The sequence below is a fragment of the Pseudoduganella flava genome (assembly GCF_007830495.1).
Taxonomy (GTDB): domain Bacteria; phylum Pseudomonadota; class Gammaproteobacteria; order Burkholderiales; family Burkholderiaceae_D; genus Rugamonas; species Rugamonas flava.
Window position 1 is genome coordinate 387149 of record NZ_VLKW01000003.1, and the last position, 21377, is coordinate 408525.

At 66.0% G+C, this 21377-nt stretch carries 16 protein-coding genes; 4 read left to right on the forward strand and 12 right to left on the reverse strand.

The features are described from left to right. Positions 1–7 precede the first annotated feature (7 nt). Both IP92_RS09915 and IP92_RS09920 read left to right on the forward strand, forming a co-directional pair. Positions 8–1204 carry a DUF3426 domain-containing protein gene (locus IP92_RS09915; protein WP_145874379.1) on the forward strand — a complete coding sequence of 399 codons (1197 nt, stop codon included), beginning with the start codon at positions 8–10 and terminating at the stop codon, positions 1202–1204. 7 nt (positions 1205–1211) lie between these two features. Next, positions 1212–2150: a carbohydrate kinase family protein gene (locus tag IP92_RS09920; RefSeq protein WP_145874380.1), complete on the forward strand. Its 939-nt coding sequence runs from the start codon at positions 1212–1214 to the stop codon at positions 2148–2150. A gap of 74 nt (positions 2151–2224) precedes the next feature. Here the strand turns inward: IP92_RS09920 and IP92_RS09925 are convergent, their stop codons facing one another. Together IP92_RS09925 and IP92_RS09930 are read right to left on the reverse strand one after the other, a co-directional pair. Next, entirely contained in the window at positions 2225–2734 is a 510-nt protein-coding gene (locus tag IP92_RS09925; RefSeq protein ID WP_371860924.1) for a YggT family protein, read from the reverse strand. A 168-nt stretch (positions 2735–2902) separates the two neighbouring features. Next, positions 2903–3994, reverse strand: a complete 1092-nt coding sequence (locus tag IP92_RS09930) for a hypothetical protein (protein WP_145874382.1) — start codon at positions 3992–3994, stop codon at positions 2903–2905. Between the two features lie 1074 nt (positions 3995–5068). Here IP92_RS09930 and IP92_RS09935 point away from each other — a divergent pair. Together IP92_RS09935 and IP92_RS09940 are read left to right on the forward strand one after the other, a co-directional pair. After that, positions 5069–5875: a nucleotidyltransferase domain-containing protein gene (locus IP92_RS09935; protein ID WP_145874383.1), complete on the forward strand. Its 807-nt coding sequence runs from the start codon at positions 5069–5071 to the stop codon at positions 5873–5875. A 67-nt stretch (positions 5876–5942) separates the two neighbouring features. Further along, on the forward strand, positions 5943–8009 hold the full coding sequence (locus tag IP92_RS09940) for a glycoside hydrolase family 43 protein (RefSeq protein ID WP_145874384.1): 2067 nt from the start codon (positions 5943–5945) through the stop codon (positions 8007–8009). Positions 8010–8018: 9 nt separating this feature from the next. Here the strand turns inward: IP92_RS09940 and IP92_RS09945 are convergent, their stop codons facing one another. From IP92_RS09945 to IP92_RS09990, 10 genes are all read right to left on the reverse strand, one after another. Then, entirely contained in the window at positions 8019–9326 is a 1308-nt protein-coding gene (locus IP92_RS09945) for a S41 family peptidase (protein WP_158206730.1), read from the reverse strand. Positions 9327–9561: 235 nt separating this feature from the next. Beyond that, positions 9562–10665 (reverse strand): ribonucleotide-diphosphate reductase subunit beta, encoded by a 1104-nt coding sequence (locus tag IP92_RS09950; RefSeq protein ID WP_145874386.1) that lies wholly within the window; start codon positions 10663–10665, stop codon positions 9562–9564. 130 nt (positions 10666–10795) lie between these two features. Next, a complete protein-coding gene (locus IP92_RS09955; protein WP_145874387.1) occupies positions 10796–13741 on the reverse strand; it encodes a ribonucleoside-diphosphate reductase subunit alpha in 2946 nt (981 codons plus the stop codon). 598 nt (positions 13742–14339) lie between these two features. Then, positions 14340–15812 (reverse strand): sigma-54-dependent transcriptional regulator, encoded by a 1473-nt coding sequence (locus tag IP92_RS09960; RefSeq protein ID WP_145874388.1) that lies wholly within the window; start codon positions 15810–15812, stop codon positions 14340–14342. A 7-nt stretch (positions 15813–15819) separates the two neighbouring features. Continuing rightward, positions 15820–17487 (reverse strand): two-component system sensor histidine kinase NtrB, encoded by a 1668-nt coding sequence (locus IP92_RS09965; RefSeq protein WP_145874389.1) that lies wholly within the window; start codon positions 17485–17487, stop codon positions 15820–15822. Positions 17488–17504: 17 nt separating this feature from the next. Further along, complete coding sequence (locus IP92_RS09970) at positions 17505–17765, reverse strand: PP0621 family protein (protein WP_145874390.1); 261 nt, start codon at positions 17763–17765, stop codon at positions 17505–17507. After that, on the reverse strand, positions 17762–18565 hold the full coding sequence (locus IP92_RS09975) for a cytochrome C assembly family protein (protein ID WP_145874391.1): 804 nt from the start codon (positions 18563–18565) through the stop codon (positions 17762–17764). The genes IP92_RS09970 and IP92_RS09975 overlap by 4 nt, the downstream gene beginning before the upstream one ends. A gap of 41 nt (positions 18566–18606) precedes the next feature. Beyond that, the gene (locus IP92_RS09980) at positions 18607–19404 is read right to left on the reverse strand and encodes an ABC transporter ATP-binding protein (protein ID WP_145874392.1); all 798 of its coding nucleotides are present in this window, start codon (positions 19402–19404) and stop codon (positions 18607–18609) included. A 1-nt stretch (position 19405) separates the two neighbouring features. Continuing rightward, the gene (locus tag IP92_RS09985; protein ID WP_145874393.1) at positions 19406–20227 is read right to left on the reverse strand and encodes an ABC transporter permease; all 822 of its coding nucleotides are present in this window, start codon (positions 20225–20227) and stop codon (positions 19406–19408) included. A gap of 9 nt (positions 20228–20236) precedes the next feature. Then, a complete protein-coding gene (locus tag IP92_RS09990; protein ID WP_145874394.1) occupies positions 20237–21202 on the reverse strand; it encodes an ABC transporter substrate-binding protein in 966 nt (321 codons plus the stop codon). Positions 21203–21377: the final 175 nt, after the last annotated feature.

Genomic DNA, 21377 nt, shown 5'->3' on the forward strand with positions numbered 1-21377 from the left:
TTAACGCATGGCGCTCGCCACCAAATGCCCCCACTGCCACACGGTTTTCAGGGTCGCCCTGGACCAGTTGAAGCTGCGTGGGGGCATCGTGCGCTGCGGCGCCTGCAATGAAATCTTCGATGGCAACGCCGCCCTCGTCGAACCTCCCCTTCCCCCTGCCGTGATGCCGGCGCCGGTGCCGGACACCCAAGCCAGCCCCACGCTCGACCTCGAACTCGATCTCGACGAACCGGCCACCGCCCCAGCTTCGCCAATCGACACGGCGGCAAACACCGAGCCGGTGCCGCAAACCGCGTCTGAACCTGAACCTGAACCTGAGCCGGAACCTGAACCTGAGCCGGAAGCCGAGCCGGAGCCGGAGCAGCAGATCATGGAACACGCTGCGCCCGTGCTGGAAGACGAGCGCCGCGGACCCGAACTCGACATGCCGTCCGAGCACATCGTGGCGGTGGCGCTGGATGACCTGCACCACTTCGACGACGCTCCCACCACGCAGGCGACACCGCGCGCCGAAGCCGAGGACGACGGCGCCGGCCAGGCGGCCGATCGCGCGGCGGACGAAGCATCCGCCGCCGATTTGTTGATGGCGGCGCCGGAAAGCGCGCTGCTGGCCGCCGGCAGCGGCACCGCGGCCGAGGTCAAGGATGAAGCGGCAGGCGAGGACAGCGCGGAGATCGGTGAGGACGAACCAGACTTCGTCAAGCGCGCACGCAGCCGCGAGCACTTCGGGCAGGTGGCCCGGCTGACGATGATCGCCGGCGTGCCGCTGCTGTCGTTCGTGCTGCTGGCCCAGGGCGTCGTGGCGCTGCGCAACCGGCTCGCGGCCGACCACCCGGACCTGAAGCCGGCGCTGCAGGCGCTGTGCGCGCCGCTGGGCTGCGCCGTCGAGCTGCCGCGCCAGATCGATGCGCTGGCGATCGAACAGGGCGAGCTGCAGACGCTGGCGCCGAACACGTACAGCTTCGCCACCGTGCTGCGCAACCAGTCGCGCTCCGTGCAGGCATGGCCGCACATCGAACTGGTGCTCAACGATGCGGCCGACAAGCCCGTGCTGCGCCGCGTGTTCGCGCCGCGCGACTACCTCGCCAACCCGGCCGCGGCGGCGCAAGGCTTCGGGCCGCGCAGCGAGCAGGCAGTCAAACTATACTTTGAGCTGGACCGCATCAAGGCCTCCGGCTATCACATCGCCATCTTCTATCCCTGACCACATCATGAACCAGACCTCCCTGATCTGCGGCTCGCTCGCCATCGACATCATCATGCAATACGAGGGCCGCTTCGGCGACACGCTGCTGGCCGACCAGCTGCACAAGGTGAACGTGTCGTTCCTCGTGCCGACGATGCGCACCGAATTCGGCGGCTGCTCCGGCAACATCGCCTACAACCTGAAGCTGCTCGGCGGCGATCCCCGCATCGTCGGCGTGATGGGCCAGGATTGCGCGCCCTACCTGGAGCACCTGCAAAAGCTCGGCATTTCGACGCAGAACATCCTGATCAAGAAGGATGCGTACAACGCCCAGTGCTTCGTCACGGCCGACTCGGACAACAACCAGATCAACGCCTTCCACCCGGGCGCGATGTCGTTCGCGCACGAGAACAATATCGAGGATGCCGGCCCGGCGCGGCTCGCGATCATCTCGCCGGACGGCCACCTGGGCATGCTCAAGCACGCCGATGATCTGGCGCGCCTGGGCATCCCGTTCGTCTTCGACCCGGGCCAGCAGATGCCGATGTTCACGCCCGAGCAGCTGATCAGCTTTATCGACAAGGCCACCTACGTCACCTGCAACGACTACGAGATCGAACTGCTGATCGACCGCACGGGCCTGACCTTGGCCGACATCGCGCATCGCCTGGAAGCGCTGATCGTCACGCGCGGCGAGAAGGGTTCCGAGATCTACACGAAGGGTAGCAGCATCGACATCCCGGCCGTGCACGCGGACGCCGTGCTGGACCCGACCGGCTGCGGCGACGCGTACCGCGCCGGCCTGCTGTACGGCCTGACGCACGACCTGGGCTGGGAAACGACGGGTCGGCTGGCCAGCCTGATGGGCGCCATCAAGATCGCCCACAAGGGCGCGCAGAACCACGTCGTGACGCAGGAAGAGATCGCGGACCGCTTCGAGAAGGCGTTCGGCTACCGCTACTGACGGCAGGCCTCCGCAAACAACAAAGGCGCCTCGCGGCGCCTTTTTTCATGACCGTGCCGTTGCCGGCATGGCGGTCAGCGGAAGATCATCTCCAGCACGATCTGCGCGATCTGCAGCAGCACCAGGGTCACCAGCAGCGACAGGTCGAGATTGCCCACCAGCGGCACGACACGGCGCACGGGGCGCAGGATCGGCTCGTTGAGCGCGCGGATGAACGGCGCCAGCGGCGCGTGCGGATTGATCCAGCTGAACACGGCCTCGATGATGAGCAGGATCATGAAGCCATACAGGATCCACTGCAGGAAGCGATGCAGCGCGATCAGCATGATCGCCTCGAACGGATAGCCGGCGAACCAGCGCACCGACGTGGCCAGCACCACGATCAGGAACGCGCCCAGCAGGCTCGCCCAATCGTAACCGCCGACGCCAGGCACGATGCGGCGCATGGGACGCACCAGCCAGTCGGACAGCTGAAACGTAAACTGCGCCACCGACGATGGCGGCCGCACGCGGATCGCCTGCATCCAGAAGCGCAGCAGCAGCACGCTTCCCAGCAGGACGGCGGCGGTATCGACGATCAGCATCACAATACTAAGCACGAGCATTCTCCATAAAAAAACCGCTGTGCGATTGTCTCACACAGCGGTCGCGCCCAGCGGGCCCTTCATTAATACGCGCGATCCGCGCGCCCCGGAGCCGCCTGCCCGGCGGCAGGCTGCGCAGCGGCTGCGCGGGCCCGGGCGCGCATCACATCACGAAGGACGGGTGCTGGTCGGGAACGGCCATGCGGCTGCCGGTGCCAGCGTGGTCTTCGCTGCCGGCGCGGCGGCGGCGGCCGGTGCCGGAGCCGGAGCGGCTGCCGGAGCGGCTTCCTTCTTCGGCGCTTCCTTCTTGGCAGCAGCCTTCTTCGGCGCGGCGGCTTTCTTTGCCGCCGGCTTGGCTGCCGGTGCTGCCGCCGGTGCGGCTGCAGGCGCCGCTGCCGGCGCTGCCTTAGCGACTACTTTTTTTTGGCCGGTCGGTTTCGCGGCTGCCTTCTTGGCAGCCGGAACCTTGGCGGCGGCGGTCTTGGCAGGAGCCTTGGCAGCAGCAGCTTTCTTCGCGGCCGGCTTGGCTGCCGGCTTGGCAGCCGACTTTGCAGCAGGCTTCGCAGCCGACTTGGCGGCCGGCTTCGCAGCGGCTTTCTTCGCAGCAGGCTTGGCGGCCGGCTTCGCAGCAGCTTTCTTAGCGGCCGGCTTGGCGGCGGCCTTGGCTGCCGGCTTGGCGGCTGCCTTCTTTGCTGCGGGCTTGGCGGCCGGCTTAGCAGCGGCTTTCTTGGCGGCCGGCTTGGCGGCTGCCTTCTTCGCTGCAGGCTTGGCTGCAGGCTTCGCTGCGGCTTTCTTGGCGGCCGGCTTGGCTGCCGACTTTGCAGCGACTTTCTTCGCTGCCGGCTTAGCTGCCGACTTGGCTGCCGGCTTGGCGGCGGCTTTCTTTGCTGCTGGCTTGGCGGCGGATTTCGCTGCCGTCTTCTTCGCTGCCGGCTTTGCTGCTGCCGTCGTCTTCTTCGCTGCCGGCTTTGCCGCTGCCGTCGTCTTCTTCGCCGCCGGCTTCGCTGCTGCCGTCGTCTTCTTCGCTGCCGGCTTCGCGGCTGCCGTCGTCTTCTTCGCGGCCGGCTTCGCAGCTGCCGTCGTCTTCTTCGCCGCCGGCTTTGCAGCCGCGGTCTTCTTCGCTGCCGGCTTGGCGGCTGCGGTGGTCTTCTTCGCTGCCGGCTTAGCGGCGGCCTTCGGAGCTGCCTTCTTGGCAGGTGCTGCAGCGGCCTTGGTGGCGGCTGGCTTCTTCACTTCGGTTTTCTTAGCGGCGGTAGCCATTTTTATTTCTCCTTCATCCGGGATGAAAATACTCACATAGTTGAAACCCGTCCGGCCAACCCGTCGGCGGACCGGGCGAATTATTCATCGGCACAAGCACAAGGTGTTTGCGCTAATGAATTCGGCACCCGGCTGAACTGCTGCAGCTCCTCACGACTGCAGCACTTCAGCCATTCGGGTCGTCGCTGCGCATCATGCGCTTGGCGGCGACCACAAAAATCTGTTCTTCATGTCTCCTGGACCTGGCGCATGTTCAGCTCAGATCCGACATCACACTTCAACAGGACCGCGGCTTGGACCACGCCGCACTCGTCACGGTTCAAAGAAAAAACCGCCCGACCTGACATCGTTCAGGCGAGGCGGCTTACCAGATAACCGTGCGGTCGTAATACATATCTGTGCGAACTTTGTGTCCTGTTGTTCTTTGCTTTTGGCGGGAACAACACACTCATTAAAGAGTGCTTGCAAAGTCCCGCGTTTTCAAGTTCGTAAAGTACACGAAAACCTTGTTGATGCGCAACCGGCACGAATGAATTTCGCATTCTTTTTTTATCGCGATCAGCGAGGTAGCGCACATAGAAACGGGCCCTTCGCACCGATCCGGCATGCGCGACGCATGCTCCACGTGCCATCGCGCGAACACGTCGCTTCGCATACAGCCTTTAGGTAAGGGATGTATGCGAAGCGACCCGGCCATGTCACATGCTTGAGCCGGCATCGCTCGGCATGCCCGACACGTCGTCGTCATTAAACGACAGCGGCGTGACACGAATGCGTCGTCACATCGTCGAAAGCGATCGCCATGGCACCTGCGATGGCCACAAGTCCCCCGAAAGTGCGATACGCATGCATGTGCCGCGACGATGCGCGACGCGTCGACGACCACCAGGCGACGGCGGCCGTGATCGGCGCGCGCGCCTGCGCTGAAGCCGCGCCGCGAACTCATCGACCTCATGCGGCCACTCATGCAGCCAGCCATGTAGTCGCCATCGCGAGGCTCGCTCGGCAGCATGATCACCCATTTGATCGAAGGCACACGCTACACTTCGCCCTTCACATATCGAAAGGCAAACCATGCATATCGACGCTGCACGGCAGCTGGTACTCCAGACCCTGATGCCACGCTGGCCGCACGCCAGGGTGGCCATCATCGGCGGGTCGATCGCGCGCGGCGAGGCGACCGCGAGCTCGGACATCGACCTGCTGGTCCTGTTCGACCACGTCGAGTACGCGTGGCGCGAGACGCTGCGCATCGCGACACCGCAGGCCGCGCGCACGGTCGAGCTGTTCGTCCACGACCCCGCCACGTTCGACTGGTTCTGCCGCGAATCCGACCGGCCGAACGGCCGCATGCCGCTGGCGTGCATGGTGCTCGATGGCGTGAACGTGCTGCCGGACAGCGCCGCCGCCGCGTGGCTGCGCGACCATGCGCGCACGCTGCTCGCGCAAGGACCGGCGCCGCTGTCGGCCGCCGCGCTGGCCAGCGGGCGCTACGAGATCACGACCTTGCTGGAAGACCTCGTCGACTGCACCGCCACCGACGAAACGTTGGCCATTGCCGCGAAGCTGTACGACGCGCTGGCGCACTTCGCGCTGCGCGCCGGCGGTGCATGGACCGGCACCGGCAAGCACCTGGCACGCCGGCTGCGGGCCCGCGCACCCGAGCTGGCCGCGACGCTGGCGGCAGCGCTCGCCGCCATCGGCACCGATCCTGCGCGCGGCAAGGTGTTGTTCGAGGCCGCCGCCGCGGCCGCGCTGGCGCCGCATGGCGGTGCGCTGCTGGCCGGCCACCGGCTCGATGCGCCGCCCGGATGGCGCAGCGCCGGCATCGCCTTCCCGCCGCCGGCACCCCATACTGAACTCCATATGGATGAGTCATAAAAATTGATTGGATATCGGCGGCGGCGACGGTTATGTTAGATGTCCGTCATCCACCGATCACCCGCCCATGCACAAGACCTCCTTCCATCCATCCTTTCGTCCCCATCGGCTCGCGGCCGCGCTGGCCACAGCGGCCGCCCTGCTCCTCCAACCGGCCGCCGCGCAAGGCCTGTCCACTGCCACCTGGACGCCCGACAACGGCAACGGCACCTTCACCAATCCCATCTTCCACGATGAGTTCTCGGACCCGGACATCATCCGCGTCGGCGACTGGTTCTACCTGACCGGCACGACGATGCATGCGATGCCCGGCCTGCCGGTGCTGCGCTCGCAGGACCTCGTCAACTGGGAGTTCGTCAGCTACGCGGCGCCGAAGCTGGACTTCGGCCCCGCCTACCGGCTCGAGGACGGCAAGTCGATCTACGGCCGCGGCATCTGGGCACCGAGCCTGCGTTATCACGACGGCACGTTCTACATCTTCACCAACGTCAACGGCCGCGGCACGCAGATCTACTCGGCCACCGACCCGAAGGGGCCGTGGACGCACCGCGAGATGAAGCGCAGCCTGCACGACTTGTCCGTGCTGTTCGACGACGACGGCAAGGTCTACGTCGTATGGGACCACCAGGAAATGAAGCTGGCGCGCCTGACGGACGACCTGACGGATATCGTGCCCGGCAGCGAGAAGGTGCTGTTCACGAAGGACCAGGGCATGGGCGAAGGGGCCCACCTCTACAAGATCGACGGCAAGTACTACATCCTCAGCGCGAACTACGCGGGCGGCTTCCGCATGCCGGCCGCGCGCGCCGACCGCATCGACGGCCCGTGGGAAGTGAACCGTTCGATCAGCACCGACGAAGGCTTCGGGCTGACACAGGGCAACCGGCTGCGGAAGAACGCGCCGCCGTTCGCACCTGACGACATCGTGCCGGGCGATCCGAAGCGGCACGAGGCCACCGCGATCCACCAGGGCGGCATCGTGCTGACGCCGGCCGGCGAATGGTGGGGCTTCTCGATGATGGATGCCAACTCGGTGGGCCGGCTGCTGACGCTTGCACCGGTGACGTGGCAGGACGGCTGGCCGTACTTCGGCCTGCCCGGCAACCTGGGCCGCAATCCGCGCACGTGGGTCAAGCCGAAGACGGCGGCGCCACAACCGGTCACAGTGCCGTTCCAGCGCAGCGACGACTTCGCGGGCAGCGCGCTGCAACCCGTCTGGCAGTGGAACCACGTGCCGGTCGACGGCAAGTGGTCGCTGGCCGAGCGGCCCGGCTACCTGCGCCTGCACGCGCTGCCGGCGCCGTCGTTCTGGCTGGCGCGCAACACGCTGACCCAGCGCGCGATCGGGCCGCGGTCGACGCCGACCGTCGTGCTGGACGCGGCGGGCCTGCGGGATGGCGACGTGGCCGGCCTGGGCCTGCTGAACCTGCCGTATGCGACGTTGGCGGTCGAGAAGAGCGGCGCGGGCCTGTCGATCGCCGTGTTCGACCAGGCACGCAACACGACCCGCCGCGTGCCGATCAAGGCGACACGCGTCTGGCTGCGCGCCGATTGCGACTTCCTGACGGAACAGGCGCGCTTCAGTTACTCCGTCGACGGCAAGCGCTTCGTGCCGCTGGGCGACGCGTTCACGATGGTGTTCCAGCTCGTCACGTTCCAGGGCGTACGCTACGCGCTGTTCAATTACAACCAGCAAGGCCGGGAAGGCGGCGTGGCGGACTTCGACAGCATCGACGTCCACCAGCCCCACCCACGGGGCCTGCTGCGGCCGATCCCGGCCGGCCGGACGATCCGGCTCAAGCCCTTCGGCCAGCCGGCGGCCGCCGCTGCGCTGGCGGCGGGCGTGCCGGCCACGTTCGCGGTACGGGACATGGGATTGGGCCGGGTCGCGCTGCAGGCCGGCAAGCGCTACCTGAGCGTCGCGCCGGATGGTGCCGTCACGCTGCAAGATGGCGCGCCGGGAGCCGCCCAGAGCTTCCAGTGGATCGAGACGCCGACCGGGGAGCTGGTGCTGATGGCACTGGCGAACAACCGCTTCCTGCGCCGAGACGCGGCGGCGGGAACGCTGGCGGCGGACAGCGCGGGCCCGACGACCGAGAGCGGCGACGGCACCCGGTTCATCTGGTCGCAATGAAGGAGCGGGTCAGCCGCCGGGCGCCTTGAACATCGTGGCGATGCCACGCATGCCACGCAATAGGGAGCCGAGCGCCTGGCCGGACGCCGGCACCGCGTGCAGTTGCGCCAGCGCCGTCTGCAGCACGCGGTCGCTGGACGAGCCAAAGCTCTTGCTGTCCTCGGCGAGGGGCCGCTGCGCCGCAACGGGCGCCGGCGCCTTCGTGCTGGCCGGCAGGTGGTTCGCCATGTCGGCTTCGCGGAACAGCAGGTTGTCGTCGCCCGCGTGCGCCACCGGCGGGTCGACCGGCACGTCCGGCAGGATGCCGTGCTCCTGCACCTCGCGACCGTTCGGCGTGAAGTAGCGGGCGACCGTCAGCTTGATCGCCGACTCGTCGGACAGCGGGAACACGGCCTGGATCGAGCCCTTGCCATACGTGCGGCTGCCGACGACCTTGCCCCGCCCGTTGTCCTGGATCGCGCCGGCCAGCAGCTCGGCCGCCGAAGCCGAGGCGCCGTTCACCAGCACGACCAGCGGCACGGTCTGGGCAAACGCGGGCAGCTGATCGGCGGCGTCAGGCGCCCCGGCCTTGCCGAAGAAGCGCGGCGACACCGTCACCTTGCTGGTGCTTGCCGGCAGCCGGCCCGTCGCCGAGAAGACGACGGCGCCCTGCGGCAGGAAGGCGCCGGCCGCCGCCACCGCCGCCGGCACCAGCCCGCCCGGGTTGTTGCGCAGGTCCAGCACGATGCCGTCGACGCGGCGCGGCCCGTCCAGCTGGCGCAGCGCGGCGAACAATTCGGCCGGCGTGCCGCTGGCGAATTCGCTGATGCGGATGCGCGCGAGATTGCCGTCCAGGCGCTGCACGCTGACGGAGTGCTCCTGCAACGTGGCGCGCGTGACCGTGACGGTGCGCAGCGGCGTCTTGCCCCGCTTGGCCAGGGTCAGCTCCACCGTCGTTCCCGGCTCGCCGTGCATGCGGTGGGCCACCTGGCTGTCGCGCAGGCCGAACAGCGGCGCGCCGTCGATCGCCACGATCGAGTCGCCGGCGCGGATGCCGGCCTTGTCGGCCGGCCCGTTTTCAGCGACGTCGCCGATCAGGATCTGGCCGTTCATCAGCTCCACGCCGACGCCGATGCCGACGTAGCGGCCCGTATTGATCCGCTCCACGTCCTCGAGATCGTCCTTGTCGAGGTAGCGCGAATGCGGGTCCAGCGACGACATCATGCCGCGGATCGCCGCCGTCATCAGCTTCTTGCGGTCGGCCGACCCCACGTAATCCTGCAGCACGAGCTGGTAACTCTCGAGCATCTGCTCGAACTCCTCCTTCGGCAGGCTCACCGTTTCATCCGCCCGGCACGACATGCTTGCCGCGCAACAGCCCATTGCAATACCGATCATCCATCGCTTCATCATGACTCCTTTGTGAAGCCGATTGTGCGGTGCGGCGATGCGAGATGGGGTCAAGGGAGGTAAGTTGACGTAAAGGACTGTAACTGCTGTGCAGCGCGGCACTGCACACATAAAAAAAGCCCCGCGCTGGCGGGGCTTCCTGGTCTGCTCGATGAGCGCGGGATCAATCCCAGCTCAGCGCACCACCGGTCTGGTACTCGGTCACGCGCGTTTCGAAGAAGTTGCGTTCCTTCTTCAGGTCGATCATCTCGCTCATCCATGGGAACGGGTTCTCGTCCTGGTCGAACATCTGGTCCAGGCCGATCTGCGTGGCGCGGCGGTTCGCGATGAAGCGCAGGTAGCCCTTGAACATGGCTGCGTTCAGGCCCAGCACGCCGCGCGGCATCGTGTCTTCCGCATACGCGTATTCCAGTTCCACTGCCTTCATGAACAGTTCCTTCAGCTCGGCGCGGAATTCCGGCGTCCACAGCTGCGGGTTTTCCAGCTTGATCGTGTTGATCAGGTCGATGCCGAAGTTGCAATGCATCGATTCGTCGCGCAGGATGTACTGGTACTGCTCGGCGGCACCCGTCATCTTGTTCTGGCGGCCCAGCGCCAGGATCTGCGTGAAGCCCACGTAGAAGAACAGGCCTTCCATCAGGCAGGCGAACACGATCAGGGACTTCAGCAGTTTCTGGTCGTTCTCGATCGTGCCGGTCGTGAAGGCCGGGTCGGTCAGCGTTTCGATGAACGGGATCAGGAACTCATCCTTGTCGCGGATCGACTTGATCTCGTTGTAGGCATTGAAGATCTCGCGCTCGTCCAGGCCCAGCGACTCGACGATGTACTGGTAGGCGTGGGTGTGGATCGCTTCCTCGAACGCCTGGCGCAGCAGGTACTGGCGGCATTCCGGCGCCGTGATGTGGCGGTAGGTGCCCAGCACGATGTTGTTGGCTGCCAGCGAGTCGGCGGTGACGAAGAAGCCCAGGTTGCGCTTGACGATGCGGCGCTCGTCTTCGGTCAGGCCGTTCGGGTTCTTCCACAGCTCGATGTCACGCTGCATGTTCACTTCCTGTGGCATCCAGTGGTTCGCGCAGCCGGCCAGGTATTTGTCCCACGCCCACTTGTACTTGAACGGCACCAGCTGGTTTACGTCCGTCTTGCCGTTGATGATGCGCTTGTCGTCGGCGTTGACGCGGTGCGAGATCTGCTCGGCGGTGGCTTCCGGTTCGGCACTCATCGTAGGCGGGACGGCCGGCTTGGCCACGTCATCTTCCCAGTTCAGCATATTGTTTTTCCTTTGTTCGGTAATGGGAACGGCCCCGTCAGGGGCTCGTCCTTTTTTATCTATTTATATTAGATGGCGACTCGGCGGTGCGCAGTCAAGCGAACACGCTTCGCCGGGTCGGCCGGATTGGTTATTGACACGCTTCGCATTCCTCGAAGCCCGGGTCGCCCGGACGGAGGTAGCATGCGGCGCCTTCCTGCACTTCCTGGACCGTGGTCGGCGCGGTGTGCGTCGGCACGGCGGTGGACGAGGAGGCAGCTGCGGCGGCGCTCGGCATCGCTGCGGGCGACACGGCGTTCAGCGCGCCCGTCTTCGTCGTCGACTTCTCCATGTGGGAAGCGGCGATCGTGCGCAGGTAGTACGTCGTCTTCAGGCCGCGCAGCCAGGCCAGCTTGTAGGTCTCGTCCAGCTTCTTGCCCGATGCGCCGGCCATGTAGATGTTCAGCGACTGCGCCTGGTCGATCCACTTCTGGCGGCGCGAGGCGGCTTCCACCAGCCAGCTCGGCGACACTTCAAAGGCCGTCGCGTAGATGTCGCGCAGGTCTTGCGGCACGCGGTCGATCTTCGTCAGCGAACCGTCGAAGTACTTCAGGTCGGCGATCATCACCTCGTCCCACAGGTCGCGTGCCTTCAGGTCGCGCACCAGGTAGGAGTTGATTTCGGTGAATTCGCCGGACAGGTTCGACTTCACGTACAGGTTCTGGAACGTCGGCTCGATGCAGGCCGAGACGCCGATGATGTTCGAGATCGTCGCGGTCGGGGCGATCGCCACGCAGTTCGAGTTACGCATGCCGAACTTCTTGATGCGTTCGCGCAGCGGGGTCCAGTCCATCGACGACGACATGTCCACTTCCAGGTAGCCGCCGCGCTCTTCCGCCAGCAGCTTGACGGAGTCCTGCGGCAGGATGCCGCGGTCCCACAGCGAACCCTTGTACGACTCGTAGTGGCCGCGCTCTTCGGCCAGCTCGGTCGACGCGTAGTAGGCGTAGTAGCAGACGGCTTCCATCGACGTATCGGCGAAGCTCACGGCTTCCTGGGAAGCGAACGGCACGCGCATCATGTGCAGGCAGTCCTGGAAGCCCATGATGCCCATGCCCACCGGACGGTGACGCATATTGGCGTTCTTGGCCTTGTCCACGGCGTAGTAGTTGATGTCGATGACGTTGTCCAGCATGCGCATCGCGGTGCGGATCGTCTTCTGCAGCTTCACGTGATCGAGCTTGCCCTCTTTCATGTGGGCCGGCAGGTTGACGGAACCCAGGTTGCAGACGGCGATCTCGTCCGGGCCCGTGTTCAGCGTGATCTCGGTGCACAGGTTCGAGCTGTGGACGACGCCCACGTGCTGCTGCGGCGAACGGATGTTGCACGGATCCTTGAACGTGATCCACGGGTGGCCCGTTTCAAACAGCATCGACAGCATCTTGCGCCACAGGTCCAGCGCGGCGATCTTCTTGAACAGGCGCAGCTCGCCCGAAGCGGCCTTCGCTTCATAGCCCAGGTAGGCTTCTTCGAATGCCTTGCCGACCTTGTCGTGCAGGTCAGGCACGTCGGACGGCGAGAACAGCGTCCAGTCGCCCTTTTCCATCACCCGCTTCATGAACAGGTCGGGAATCCAGTTCGCCGTGTTCATGTCGTGGGTACGGCGGCGGTCGTCGCCCGTGTTCTTGCGCAGGTCGAGGAATTCCTCGATGTCCATGTGCCAGGTTTCCAGGTAGGCGCAGACGGCGCCCTTGCGCTTGCCGCCCTGGTTCACGGCCACGGCCGTGTCGTTGACCACTTTCAGGAACGGCACCACGCCTTGCGATTTGCCGTTGGTGCCCTTGATGTGGGCGCCCAGCGCGCGCACCGGCGTCCAGTCGTTGCCCAGGCCACCGGCGAATTTCGCCAGCAGCGCGTTTTCCTTGATCGCGTCGTAGATGCCTTCCAGGTCGTCCGACACGGTCGTCAGGTAGCAGGAAGAGAGCTGCGAGCGCTGCGTGCCCGAGTTGAACAAGGTCGGCGTGGACGACATGAAGTCGAACGACGACAGCAAGTGGTAGAACTCGATCGCGCGGGCTTCACGGTCGGCTTCGTTCAGCGCCAGGCCCATTGCGACGCGCATGTAGAACGCCTGCGGCATCTCGATGCGCACGTCGCGCACGTGCAGGAAGTAGCGGTCGTACAGGGTTTGCAGGCCGATGTAGCCGAACTGCAGGTCGCGGTCGGCAACGAGGGCCTTGGACAGCTTGTCCAGGTCGAACTCGGCCAGCTTCGGATCCAGCAGGTCCGCTTCGATGCCCTTGGCGATGTATTTCGGGAAGTACTCGACGTATTCGGCGGCGGCGCGCGCTTGCGGCGTCTCCTTGCCGAACACTTCCTTGCGGATCGTGTGCAGCAGGATGCGGGCCGTCACTTGCGAGTAGGCCGGGTCCTTTTCCATCAGCGCACGGGCGGCCAGGATGGCGGACTTGTACAGTTCCTCGACGGGCACGCCGTCATACAGGTTGCGGAAGGTTTCGGACAGGATCGCGTCCGCATCGACGTGCTTTTCCAGGCCGGAGCAGGCGGCGTCGATCAGCTCGCGCACTTCCTGCACCACCAGCGGGCGGCGCACGCCGTTGTCCAGCACGTGCAGCTCGGGCTCGGCCACTTCGGCGGAACCGGAGGCCGCCTTCTTGGCGCGGCGCTCTTCCATCTGCTTGGCACGGTACAGCACGTAGGCCTTGGCCACGTCGTGCTCGCCCGAGCGCATCAGGGCCAGTTCGACCTGGTCCTGCACGTCTTCGATATGGAACGTGCCGCCGGAAGGCTGGCGGCGCACCAAGGCATTGACCACACTATTCGTCAGCTGTTCGACCAGGTCGCGGATCCGGGCGGATGCGGCGGCCGGGCCGCCCTGCGCCGTCTGCACGGCGATGAAGGCCTTCGTCATCGCGACGGCGATCTTGGACGGTTCGAACGCGACGACGGCACCGTTGCGGCGGATGATGCGGTAGTCGCCCAGGGCGGCTGCATTGGTCAGGCCCGTGGCGGGCGCCGTCTCTGCATGGTGCGGCTGCTGTGCCGTTAGTGTGGTGATGTCTTGGTTCGATTGCATTGGATGTAAGCTCCCGATTGAGTGGTGCGGAGAAGATTCGTCCGCCCCGTAAAACATAAGTGCAATGGCTGCGCCGGCCTCCTTGGGACAAGGATGACGCCGGCCGCCGGAGACGCCCGTGGCATTGCATGGTCGCGGTAGTGCCTGCGGTGGGTGCCGGGGGAACGAGCGTGCCGGAGGAAGTGATCAAGCCAACGTAGCAAGCCGCTTGGCAACCCGCTGATCAACCCGATTATCAATCCCGCTGATCAATCCCGCTTATCAATCCCGTTTATCAACGGGTTATCAACGCGGTTATCCCTGACTTATACACCCGCTTATTCACCGAGTTACCCACAGGAGCACTAGATTTAGTGCGCCATACAATCTATCTCACTAATTGTAGTGAGCGTGATGCCCTAGTACAAGCGGGACAGGACGATTTTTTTTGCTAGAAACGCCAATATTTCTGTTGACTTTTCAAGGTATCGATAAGGGCGGGCGTTCTGGCGTAAGCGAGCGCTAACCTTGTCCAATCATTGACGCCAGGATCAACTAATTGACAACAGGAAATATTTGCCGACTTATCATTTCCTTATTGGACACGGGGTCGGAACCCTCAGCCTTCCGGCTCCTGGATGCCCAGCTTCTGCATCTGGTAGCGCAGCTGCCGGAAGCTGATGCCGAGCAGTTGCGCGGCCTGGGTGCGGTTGTACTGGGTCTCCTGCAGCGCCCGGACGATGATCTCGCGCTCGACCCGCTCCAGGTAGGCCGGCAGGTTCGACGGCAGCACCGCGAGGTCCGGCAGCGGCGGCATGCGCTCGCCCGGCGGCGCGGGCATGGCACCGGGTACCGCCGCAGTGGACAACCCCGGCACCTCGGTCAGCGCGGGCGCGACGGGTGCCCCGGCCGGCGCATCGGCCAGCTTCGCGCCTTTCAGCGACAGGTCGTTCACGTCGATCACGCCATCGTTGGAAAACGCCAGCGCCCGTTCCAGCACGTTTTCCAGCTCGCGCACATTGCCGGGGAAGCTGTAGCTGCGCAGCGCATCCAGCACGCCGGGCCCCAATACCGCCTTCTGGCCGCCCGCGGCGGACAGCCGGGCGAGGATCGCTTCGATCAGCACGGGCAGATCGTCGAGCCGGTCGCGCAACGGCGGCAGCGACAGCTCGATCACGTTCAGCCGGTAGAACAGGTCTTGCCGGAACTTGCCCTCTTCCACGCAGCGCGCCAGGTTCTGGTGGGTGGCGCTGACGATGCGCACGTCCACCGGCTCCTCGGCCGTGGCGCCGATCTTGCGCACCCGGCGTTCCTGGATCGCCCGCAGCAGCTTGACCTGCATCGGCAGCGGCAGGTCGGCCACTTCGTCGAGCATCAGCGTGCCGCCGTTGGCGGCCTGGAAGAAGCCGTCCCGCTCGTCCGCCGCACCGGTGAACGCGCCCTTGCGGTAGCCGAAGAACTCGGCCTCCATCAGCGCCTCGGGAATCGCGCCGCAGTTGACGGCGATGAACGGCTTGTCGGCCCGCGAACTTTGCGCGTGGATCTCGCGCGCGGCCAGTTCCTTGCCCGAACCGGATTCGCCGGTGATGGCGATCGGCGCCATCGACCGTGCCAGACGGGCGATCTGCGCGCGCAGCGCCTGCATGGCGGTCGAGCTGCCTTTGAGCCGGCTGTCGGCCGGTTCGGGCGCCGCGGCCGGGCTGTGCGCCGTGTTCAGTTTCAGCGCCGACTGCACCATCATGCGCAACTGGTCCAGCTGCAGCGGCTTCGTCACGTAGTCGAACGCGCCCGCCTTCAGCGCGACGACGGCGTTTTCCGCGCTGCCGAACGCGGTGACGACGGCCACCGGCGTATTGCGGCCGCTGCTCGCGATCTCGCGCACGAGCTCCAGCCCCAGGCCGTCCGGCAGGCGCATGTCCGTCAGCACCAGGTCGTAGTCGGCGCCCGCCAGCAGCGCCCTGGCGTGGCGCAGGTCGGCGGCGCTGTCGACGTCCAGGCCCATCTTGAGCAGCGTGATCTCGAGCAGCTCGCGCAGGTCGTCTTCGTCGTCCACCACGAGCACTCGGGGGGAACCGCGGGAGGAAGCGTTCATGGTTACCTTATTGATACGGCCGGGCGAACGTGATGACAAAACGGCCGCTGGACTCTGCCCCCGCGACCGGGCCGGCGTCGAAGCGGTATTCGTAGTCCAGCATCGCGTCGTTATTCAAGCACAGTTCGCGCGCGAGATACAGGCCCAATCCGGTTCCCTTCGACGACGTCGTGTAGAACGGCTCGAACAGGTGGGCGCGCACCTCGGGCGTGATGCCGGGGCCGTCGTCCTGCACGTGCAGCTCGGGCGGCCGGCCCTCCACCTGCACGACGAACAGGCGGATCGACGCGCCCTTGCGGCTGGCGTAGCGGATCGCATTGCCGAGCAGGTTCAGGAGCACGGCACGCAGGTGCACGGGATCGAAATGCACCGTCACGTCGGCCACCTTGGCGATGTCGAGCACCCGCGGGTCGAGCCGCTGGGTTTCGTCGAACTCCGCCTTCAGCTCGGCCGCGAAGTGCGCCAGCGCCAGCGGCTCGGCATGGCCCTGCGCCTTGCGCGACAGCTGCAGGATGTCCTCGACCATGCGGTTCACGCGCGCCACGTTGTCGGCCACGATCTTCAGCAGCCGCACGTGCACAGGGCCGTGCAGGTCCTCGGCCAGCAGCGACGTCGCGTGGCCGATCGCCGACAGCGGGTTCCTCACTTCGTGCGCGATGCTGGCCGTCAGGCGGCCCATCGACGCCAGCTTCAGTTGCTGCGCCTGGTTCTCGATGGCCGTCACGTCCTGCAGGAAGATCACGTTGCGCTCGACGCCCACCTCCGCCGTCTCGGCCGCCGCGAAGCGCACCTTCAGGTGGGCCGCCAGGTCGGCGCGGGCGCTCCACGCGGCCGTCATCTCGCGCAGCAGCGGGTCGGTATAGGGCTTGATCGTGACGAAGGCCGTGTGCCGGGCCGGCTCGGCGCGCCAGTCCTCATACGCCTGGGCGATCGGATGCAGCGACGGCATCGCGCCCAGCCGCAGCCCGAGCGCGCCGGACAGGCCGAGCATCTGGCGCGCCGCCGGGTTGCCGGCCAGGAGTTCGCCATCGGGGCCGACGACGACGATGCCGTCGCCCGCCTGCGACATCACCAGCCGGTTGACGGCTTGCTGCACGCCGATCTCGATGCCGCGCTGCACGGCCAGTTCCTCCTGGCCGATCAGGCGCGCGGCCATCCGGTTCACCACCAGCACGGCGGCAAAGAACGCGGCGCCATACAGGCCGGCCTGCAGCACGGCCATGTCGCCCTCGCCGCCCAGCGCGCGCCACAGGCTTTCGCCCAGCATGAACAACGATGCCAGCGAAGCAAACAGCAATGCCAGCACCAACGGCGCCAGGATCGCGCAGCCCGCCAGGGGGAACAGGTACAGGATCGCCAGGCCGCTCCTCACGCCGCCGGCCGCCATGTACAAGAGCGAGATCACGACGAGGTCGCAGCTGACCTGCGACAGCAGCTGCAGCAGGAAGCGGTGGCGCCACCATGCCGCCGTCAGCGCGAACACGACCGCCAGGAACAGGTAGGACGCGCAGGTTTGCGCGTACAGGAAGTCGCCCGTGGAACGCAGGCCGCGGCTGTCGAAGCTCAGGTACACCAGCAGCACGAGCGCGATGACGACCCGGGTGCCGTTCAGCGTCTGCAACGACCGCCAGAAGGTGTCGCGCGCGGCCGCGGACAGGGCGGGAAGACGGATCACCGTGCCGCCGGCCGCGATCAGTGTGCCGGCGCGTGCGCCGGGCTGCAGTAATCGCGCCCGCCGGCCGGCACGTTTTCGGAGGCGGGGAAATACACGCCGCAGTGGGCGCAGCACAGCATCGCTTCAGCCGCGACTTGTTGCTGCTGCTGTTGCTGCGCGGCGCGCTGGCGCTGCTGCTGCATGGCTTGCTCGGCGCGGCGCTGCGCCTGCTTTTGCTTGGAACGGAAGGCGAAATAAATCAGCAGCGCAAGCGCCAGCCAGAATAAGACACGTGTCATGCGAAACCCCGGTGTAACACTACTTCGAGAACAAAACGGCTGCCGACGTAAGCGAGCAGCAAGGTGGCGAAGCCCGCCAGCGTGAACGACAGCGCCGTCTTGCCGCGCCAGCCGCGGAAGTGCCGGCCCGCCAGCAAGGCCGCGAACAGCAGCCAGGACAGCAAGGTGAAGACGGACTTGTGGTCCCATTTCAGCGCCTGGCCGAACAGCTGTTCCGAGAACACGATGCCGGACAACACGGTAAGGCTCAGCAGCATGAAGCCGAAGCCGATCAGGCGGAACAGCAGTTTTTCCATCGTCAGCAAGGCGGGCAGCTGGTCCAGCGCGGTGGACAGGAAGGTGGCGCGCTCGCTGCGCGTGTGCAGGCGCGACTCCTGCAGCGCCATCAGCACGGCGTGGAACGCGGCGATCGTCAGCGTGCTGTAGGCCAGCGTCGCGATGGCAATATGCCAGCCGAACATCGGCGAGCGCCCTTCCAGCCCGATCAGCGCGCCGGGGAACAGCGCCTGCAATGCGCACGCAAGCACGGCGCTCGGCATCACCATCCGGCGCAGGCCGTCCAGCGCGAAGTTGCGGTTTTCGATCCAGTAGGCGCCCACGGAGATCCACAGCGCGGACGACAGCATCGCCGCGAAGCCGAGCCGCAGCGAGCCGGGCACGACGACGTCCATCCACAGGCCGGCGCCATGCGCGAGCCACGCCAGTGCGGTCACCAGGGCAATGGGTTTCGCCCGGGTGGCGGGCAGGAAGGCACACACGGTATACAGCAACGCGGCTGCGATCAGGAGAATGGTCTGCATCGGCTAAGTTTACACCATGGCAGCCGAGCCAACCGGAGCAACTAATCGACGGCAGCCAGCCGCAGCTCGTCGTTGTGGTGCCGTTGTTGTTCTTCCATCACCAGCTGGCCCAGCTCGCGCTTCAATGCGTTGAAGACGGGCGAGGCCGGGTCGCGCAGGCGCGGCAGCTCGACGATCAGGTCGCGCTTGATCGTGCCCGGCCGGTACGTCATCACGACGATCCGGTCGGCCAGGTAGATCGCTTCCTCGATCGAGTGGGTCACGAAGATGATCGTCTTTTTCAGCTCGGCCCACAGACGCAGCAGCTCGTCCTGCAGGTTGCGGCGCGTCAGCGCGTCCAGCGCGCCGAACGGTTCGTCCATCAGCATGATCGGCGAATCGAGCGCCAGCACGCGGGCGATCGCCACGCGCTGGCGCATGCCGCCGGACAGGTCCTTCGGGTAGCGGTGCCGGAAGTCCGCCAGCGACAGCATCGCCAGCAGCTTGTCGACGGTGGCGCGGACGGTGTCGCGCGGCTGGCCCTTGATCTGCAAGCCGAACGCGATGTTGTCCTCGACGGTCATCCACGGGAACAGCGCATACTCCTGGAACACCATGCCCCGCTCCGGCCCCGGCCCCGTGACCAGCTTGCCGTCCGCCGTGATGATGCCGGACGACGGCAGCGCGAACCCGGCGATCGCGTTCAGCAGCGTCGACTTGCCGCAGCCCGATGGCCCCAGCAGGCAGACGAACTGGCCGCGCGGCACCTTCAGGTTGATCTCCTTCAGGGCGACGACTTCCCGCCCGCCCGTGGCAAAGACCTTGTTGACGCCGGCCGCGACGATATGCGCTTCGCTCATCTCAGTTCTCCAGGCCGCGGTGCCAGCGCAGCAGATGGTTGTTCAGGCTATTCATGCCCACGTCGATCGCCAGGCCGATCAGGCCGATCGTGATCATGCCGGCGATGATCTTGTCCGACCAGAAGTACTCGCGCGCCTCGAGGATGCGGAAACCCAGCCCGTTGTTCACGGCGATCATCTCGGACACGATGACGACGATGAACGCCGTGCCGATGCCGATCCGCACGCCGGACAGGATGTACGGCACGGCCGCCGGCAGGATCACGCGCACGAACATCGTCGTGCCGGAGGCGCCCAGGTTGCGCGCGGCGCGCAGGTAGATGCCGTCCACCTGCCGCACGCCGGCGATCGTGTTCATCAGCACGGGGAAGAACGCGCCCAGCGCGATCAGGAACACGGCAGGCGGATTGCCCAGCCCGAACCACAGGATCGACAGCGGAATGTAGGCGATCGGCGGGATCGGCCGCAGCAGCTGCACCAGGGGATTGAGCCACGCATACACGCGCGGGCTCGCGCCCATCGCCAGCCCGATCGGCAGCGCCAGCCCGGCGCCGATGGCGAAGCCGACCACCACGCGATACAGGCTGCCGAGCGAATCGTGAATCAGCTCGCCGGACAGCGCCCACGCCAGCCGCGATTGCGTGGCCGGGTCATACGGCTGCAGCGGCAGCAGGTATTCGATCCACTTCGTAACGACGGCCAGCGGCGACGGCAGCACGGCCGGATTGACCAGGCCATAGCTCGACGCCAGCTGCCACGCGACGATGACGGCGGCCGGCACCACCATGCCCACCGCGATTTCCCGCCATGCGATCCTTGCCATCGCGCCCTCCTACTTCACGCCCAGGCTTTGCTTGGCCTGGTTGAGGAGGTCCGTCTTGACCCAGTCCTTCGCCTGCGGCGGCCGGCTCATGCGGCCGACGCCCGTCTTGAACATCACGTCCGTCGTCGTCTGGATGTGTTCCGGCGTGATGTCGTAGGTGTAGGGTGAATTGCCGATCGCGTCGTCGAAATCGTCCTTCGTGATCTGGCCCTTGAACACGACTTCGCGCACGTATTTCTCGGCCAGCGCCGGGTTGTCGATGAAGGACTGGGTCGCCTGGACGAAGCAGCGCATGAATTTCTCGGCCACCGGCCGGCGCTCCTTGTAGAACTTCTCCGTCATCACCATCGTCCGGACCGGCTCGCCGATCGGCGTGTTGTACGGCTTCATGATCTCGTTGCCGTAACCCTTGTTGATCGCTTGCGACGACTGCGGTTCGGACTGCATCATCGCATCGATGTTCTTGCCGAGGAGCGCCTGATTCAAGTCCGCGTAGGCGAGGAACACGAGGCGCACGTCCTTGCCCGGCTGGTCGGAAGCGGTCATGCCGACCTGGTGCAGCTCGGCGAGCAGCAGCACTTCCTGGATGCCGCCGCGCGTCACGCCGACCCGCTTGCCCTTCAGGTCCTTCAGCGACTTCAGGTTCAGGTCCGTCCGGCCGACGAGGCGCGCGCCGCCTTTCGCGAAGCCGGCCACGACATAGATCGGCGCGCCGCCGGCCCGGCCCGAGATCGCCGCCTCCGATGCGGTGGTGCCGACATCGAGTTCGCCGGCGATGATGGCCTGCATCACGTCGAGCCCCTTCGCGAAGATGTGCTCCTCGACCTTGATGCCGCACTTCGGCGCGATCTCTTTTATATAAGACACCGCGCCGTAGTGGGCGAACTTCAGGTTGCCGAGCCTGACCACGTCCTGCGCCTGCGCCGCCGTGCCCAGCGCCAGCAGCGCCGCCATTGCCATCGACTTCAACTTCATTGGAGCTCCTCCACGAAAAAGAAACGACCCGGATGACTAGGGAATCATACCGTGCCGGCCTGAAGCCAGGTCCAGAACTTCACACGATGCAACAGGCGCTAAATATTGAATATGAGAAATAACAAATCGATGCCCATTGCCGGCGCAGCCCGCAGGGGCTGTGGCGCGCCAGCCG

Excerpts from the sequence above, each read along its gene's own strand:
- IP92_RS09915 (WP_145874379.1), top strand. The coding sequence starts at position 8 with ATGGCGCTCGCCACCAAATGCCCCCACTGCCACACGGTTTTCAGGGTC.
- IP92_RS09920 (WP_145874380.1), top strand. The coding sequence starts at position 1,212 with ATGAACCAGACCTCCCTGATCTGCGGCTCGCTCGCCATCGACATCATC.
- IP92_RS09925 (WP_371860924.1), bottom strand. The coding sequence starts at position 2,734 with ATGCTGATCGTCGATACCGCCGCCGTCCTGCTGGGAAGCGTGCTGCTG.
- IP92_RS09930 (WP_145874382.1), bottom strand. The coding sequence starts at position 3,994 with ATGGCTACCGCCGCTAAGAAAACCGAAGTGAAGAAGCCAGCCGCCACC.
- IP92_RS09935 (WP_145874383.1), top strand. The coding sequence starts at position 5,069 with ATGCATATCGACGCTGCACGGCAGCTGGTACTCCAGACCCTGATGCCA.
- IP92_RS09940 (WP_145874384.1), top strand. The coding sequence starts at position 5,943 with ATGCACAAGACCTCCTTCCATCCATCCTTTCGTCCCCATCGGCTCGCG.
- IP92_RS09950 (WP_145874386.1), bottom strand. The coding sequence starts at position 10,665 with ATGCTGAACTGGGAAGATGACGTGGCCAAGCCGGCCGTCCCGCCTACG.
- IP92_RS09955 (WP_145874387.1), bottom strand. The coding sequence starts at position 13,741 with ATGCAATCGAACCAAGACATCACCACACTAACGGCACAGCAGCCGCAC.
- IP92_RS09960 (WP_145874388.1), bottom strand. The coding sequence starts at position 15,812 with ATGAACGCTTCCTCCCGCGGTTCCCCCCGAGTGCTCGTGGTGGACGAC.
- IP92_RS09970 (WP_145874390.1), bottom strand. The coding sequence starts at position 17,765 with ATGACACGTGTCTTATTCTGGCTGGCGCTTGCGCTGCTGATTTATTTC.
- IP92_RS09975 (WP_145874391.1), bottom strand. The coding sequence starts at position 18,565 with ATGCAGACCATTCTCCTGATCGCAGCCGCGTTGCTGTATACCGTGTGT.
- IP92_RS09980 (WP_145874392.1), bottom strand. The coding sequence starts at position 19,404 with ATGAGCGAAGCGCATATCGTCGCGGCCGGCGTCAACAAGGTCTTTGCC.
- IP92_RS09985 (WP_145874393.1), bottom strand. The coding sequence starts at position 20,227 with ATGGCAAGGATCGCATGGCGGGAAATCGCGGTGGGCATGGTGGTGCCG.
- IP92_RS09990 (WP_145874394.1), bottom strand. The coding sequence starts at position 21,202 with ATGAAGTTGAAGTCGATGGCAATGGCGGCGCTGCTGGCGCTGGGCACG.